The 4,529-nt window shown below is 49.9% G+C and carries 3 protein-coding genes; 1 reads left to right on the forward strand and 2 read right to left on the reverse strand.

What is annotated here, in order from left to right:
• Window positions 1–465: 465 nt before the first annotated feature.
• Together Q0236_RS00725 and Q0236_RS00730 are read right to left on the reverse strand one after the other, a co-directional pair.
• The gene (locus Q0236_RS00725) at window positions 466–1,029 is read right to left on the reverse strand and encodes an isoprenylcysteine carboxylmethyltransferase family protein (RefSeq protein ID WP_297913826.1); all 564 of its coding nucleotides are present in this window, start codon (window positions 1,027–1,029) and stop codon (window positions 466–468) included.
• 503 nt (window positions 1,030–1,532) lie between these two features.
• Window positions 1,533–2,552, reverse strand: coding sequence for an ABC transporter substrate-binding protein (locus Q0236_RS00730; protein WP_297913829.1), 1,020 nt, complete (start codon window positions 2,550–2,552; stop codon window positions 1,533–1,535).
• Window positions 2,553–2,714: 162 nt separating this feature from the next.
• Here Q0236_RS00730 and Q0236_RS00735 point away from each other — a divergent pair, with 162 nt between their 5' ends.
• Window positions 2,715–4,139, forward strand: coding sequence for an SPFH domain-containing protein (locus Q0236_RS00735; protein ID WP_297913832.1), 1,425 nt, complete (start codon window positions 2,715–2,717; stop codon window positions 4,137–4,139).
• Window positions 4,140–4,529 lie beyond the last annotated feature (390 nt).

Genomic DNA, 4,529 nt, shown 5'->3' on the forward strand with positions numbered 1-4,529 from the left:
TCGCCTGCTGATCTCTCGTATCAGCGCGATGAGCGTGCTTTCGGGCGAGGAGGACTTTATTTCGGACGATCGGTTCGCTCTTGAGGGTCCGGGCGCCTTATCTGCGTATGCAGGCGGAAATTAGCAGCACATGCAGGTATGAGAGCGAATTAAGCTTTGCTTTATAGCTGCCGTTGTAATTGATTTCGCTGTTTATGGAGTCGTGCGCGCTTGACGATGCTGCGGTGCGTGCAAGCGTAAATTTAAAATGGCGTTTTAGGTGCTGCGCCATTTTAAATTTAGCCTAGGCGGCGAGCAAATTTGAAATTTTGGGTTTTAAATTTAGTTCTAAATTTAAGCCTATATCTCGCAGTCCTTAAAATTTCGGGCGAAATTTTAAAATTAGGCCGCAAATCTAGTTAAAATTTTAAAATCGCTATCTAAATTTACGCTCTCGCTTTAAAGCTCAATCGCGCGCCGCTTCCCTTAAAAGAACAAAAAATATCTCGGCGTCTTGCGTTTATACTTTAGATATTCCTGTCCATAAGTTTGCTCGCAGTAGCGCTCCTCGCCGAGAACCACGAGATGGTTGTATATGGCAAAGGGCACTATCACTATGAGTAGCCACAGCGACGCCGAAGCGATGCAAACGCCCGCCATGCCGAGGAAATAAAAGAAATACATCGGATTGCGCGATAGGCGGTAGATGCCGCCTTGTGCGGCTTTGTCCGCAGGAGCCGCTGCATAGTCGTAAAAAGCTTTGATGAAGCCCGCAAAAGCCGCTACGTAGATCACCGCTCCGATCCAAAACCACGCGCTGCCCGTCTTAAGCGGTACGAATACCGACAAAATAAGCAGCGCTACTTGCAGCAGCGAGCTTATGATCGCATTTCGCTTGTCCGCGAGCGTGTACCACGAGGTATCGGTGGCGCGCTTGCCGACCTCTTTGTAGATAAACATATACGCGAACTGTATCAGCACCATCGCAAATGAGGGTATCCAAGCGCCCACTAGAGCAGGCTCAAGCGTCGTAAAAAATGAAATTTCCATGACCGCTTCCTTTGCTTTAAATTTTATCTTACAGCTTTGTTTTGCCCTTGTTTGCTTGTCGTTGCTTTATCCTTTTTCACCCGCCGCGAGTTTAAATTTTACTCCGCCTCGCACCGCCCGTTTTAGCGTGCTGCGGCTATGTTTGTCCGCCGCGCCGCGGGTTGGGGATGCTGCTTCTGTTGGGACAATGCGGCAATGACGCCGTCATTTAGGTATCGACTCGCCGAGTAACGATGAGATCTGCATTTTATGCGGGCGGCATCCGCACTTCAATGCACCAAAAATGCGATAGTGCCGCTTGTTTTGACGATACGACGACCGCTCGCCCGTATGACTAGACGATTTGTCTAACCGGTGTCGAGATAGGACGGGCGGTCGCTCGGCACCGATGTGCCGCCGCACGATGAAACATTCTGTGCCGATGTATCGCCGCGTGATGAGGCGTTCGGCACGGGTACTGCCTGCTAGGTGCGGCGCTGATGCCGTTGCTTCGGCACCGCGCCTTATTTACCCTCCGGATTGAGCCCTTTTAAGATATAGCCGAATTCCGTATCGCTGAGCTCGTAATTCATAAATTTTTTATAAAACGCCTTTGTTTCGGCTTTTATGTCGATGTCGGCAAAAAGCTCGGGCTGGATGGTTTTCGCCGCCCATAAAATTTGAAGCACCGTATCCGCGCCGTATCGATCCCAGTTGAAAACCCCGCGCGGATTGCCGTAAACGCGTCCGTTTTTGACCGCATCCGTGCCGCTGTAAACCGGGCTAGCCTTGATCTTCTCTACCGCATCTTCGTTGTGATCGCCGCCCACGATTATGATCTGCGGGTTGCTCGCGATGATCTCCTCGGCGGTGATTGTTTTCATCGGGCCTTTGGTAGCGGTGATCGCATTCGTGCCGCCGGCTAGCTCTATCCACGAGTCGATCAGCGTACCCTTGCCGTCGATCTTTAAAAGATCGCTTCCGCCTACGATGTGAAGGACGCGCGGGCGCTTATCGGGACTTAAATTTGCGGTGCGGCCGCTAACCAAAGCGATATTTTTATCTAAATTTGAGACCAGATCCTTCGCTCTTTGCGGGGCGTCGCCGCCTAGCATATCGCCGCACATTCTGATGCTGCGTCTCATCTGCTCGTAGTTGCTAAAGGATGCCTTTAAAACGGTAAAGCCCTGCTTAGCTAAATTTTCGCCTGCCAGTGCGGTTGAGACGATGACTACGTCGGGGTTACGGCTCATCAGCTCCTCTAAATTTACGTCGTTATTTTTTAGCAGCACGGGGATCTGCGCCAGGCGCGGATAAATTTTAAGAAACCATGCGTTTTTGCTGATATAATCAGTAGTAGCGACGATCTTATCCGCTCCGCCCAGGGCCAGTAAAATTTGATTGTTCGAGTGCCAGAGTGCCGCGATACGCTCAACTTTTGCGGGGATTTTGACCTCAGCTCCGTCCATATCCTTGATAGTTCTAAGCTCTGCCGCGCTCGCAAAAAGCGCGCTTGCCAACAGTGCGAGTAGAATTTTTTTCATCTTTTACCTTTCTTACAGACGTTAAAATATAGATCGCAATATTACATAAAATCTCATTAAAATTCCGTAAATTTTAACCGCCGCCGCCGCGATTATTTATTATTTTTCAAAGTAAATTTTTATATAATCCATTTTAAATTTAGCATTTTTAAAGGAGAGAAAATGGGTGAAATTTTATATTTGATCGGCGCCGTCATAGGGGTTTTGGTGGTGCTTTTCATCATCGTGCCGCTGTTTTTTAGGCGCGTAGTGGAGACGAACGAAGTGCATATCGTCCAGAGCGCGCGTAAGACGACGAGCTACGGCAAAGATACCGGCAACGGCAACAGCTACTATGAATTCCCGAGCTGGGTGCCGGCGCTGGGCGTTACGAAGATCGTTTTGCCGGTCTCGGTCTTTAGCATCAAGATCGAGGATTACGAGGCGTATGATCTGGGCAGGCTTCCTTTCGTAGTCGATATTACGGCGTTTTTTAGGATCGTGGATTCAAATTTAGCCGCCCAGCGCGTCAATAATTTTCAAGATTTGAACAATCAGCTCACAAATATCATCCAAGGCTCGATCCGCTCAATCCTCTCAAGCCGCGTGCTTGAGGACATCTTGCAGATCCGCTCCGAGCTTGGGGATGATTTTACCAAGGCGGTAAAAACGCAGCTTGAAAACTGGGGCATCGAGCCCGTTAAAAACATCGAGCTGATGGATATTCGCGATAGCAGCGGCAGTAAGGTTATCTTTAACATCATGGAGAAGAAAAAATCCCAGATCGAAAAGGAAAGCCGCGTCGAGGTCGCAAACAACACCAAGCTCGCCCAGATCGCCGAGATCGAAGCTGCGCAGGCAACCGAAGTGCGCCAGCAGGAGGCCAACAAGATGGTAGGCCTTAAGACCGTCGAAAACGAGCGAGAGGTCGCGATCTCAAAGGAGCAGGCCGAGCAGCTCATTAAAGATCAGCAAAAGATCACGCAGGAAAAGGCGATGGAGGTCGTGCGGGTAAACGACGTCAAGCAGGCCGAGATCAAAAAGCAAGTGGAGATCGTAAAAGCCGAGCAGGAGCAGCGCAAGATCGAGATCGACGCCGAAGCGCGCAAAAACGCCAAGATCCGCGACGCCGAAGCGATCAAGGAAAATCAAATTTTAGTAGCGCAGGGCGATAAAGAGAAGCAGTTTCTCGCCGCCGCGGCGCTTTTGGAGATGAAGGATAAAGAAGCGCAGGGTACGCTAAAGATAGGCTCTGCAGAGGCCGAGGCGCTTAGGCTAAAAGAGCTCGCGCCCGTAAACGCACAGATCGAGCTCGCGCGCGAGATCGGCGAAAATCAGGGATACCAGACCTATCTGATCTCGATCAAACAGATCGAAGCGAACCGCGACATCGGTCTGGAGCAGGCCAAGGCGCTAAGCGCGGCGGATCTTAAGATCATCGCAAACGAAGGTAGCGTGGGCGAGGGGATGAGTAAATTCGGCGAAATTTTAAGCGCCAAGGGCGGCACGCAGCTAGCCGCGATGCTCGAAGCGCTAAATCAAAGCGAGGTCGGCAAAAAGGTGCTGGATAAAATTTCGGGCGCCAAGGAGGGGGATAAATCCGAGTAATAGTCGCAGCGCCTCGGATGAGTAAAATTTTAAATTTATACGCTAGCGCACCGCCTAGAAGCGCAAATTTGAGTAATAGCTAGCGGCACAGCGCGGGCTAGCAAATTTGAGTAGTCTGCTCGTCCGGGCGGTTTGACTGTCTGTACTTGGATAAAATTTAAGGCGTCGGTGGAATTTTATAAGGTTGTGAAATTTCAAATACTCGCGAAATTTTAAAATGCCGCGGAATTTTAAATATCGTGGAATTTCAAACTCTCGCGAGCGTTTGAAGGTGACGCAGTATCGCAAGATATCCGCAGGATGCCGAAACTGCGCGTAAATTTTATGAAATTCGCAAGGCGAAGTAAAATTTAGATCGCGCGGCTACCTGCCATAGACTACGCTTAGCGG

This window comes from uncultured Campylobacter sp. (assembly GCF_938031315.1).
Classification (GTDB): Bacteria; Campylobacterota; Campylobacteria; order Campylobacterales; family Campylobacteraceae; genus Campylobacter_B.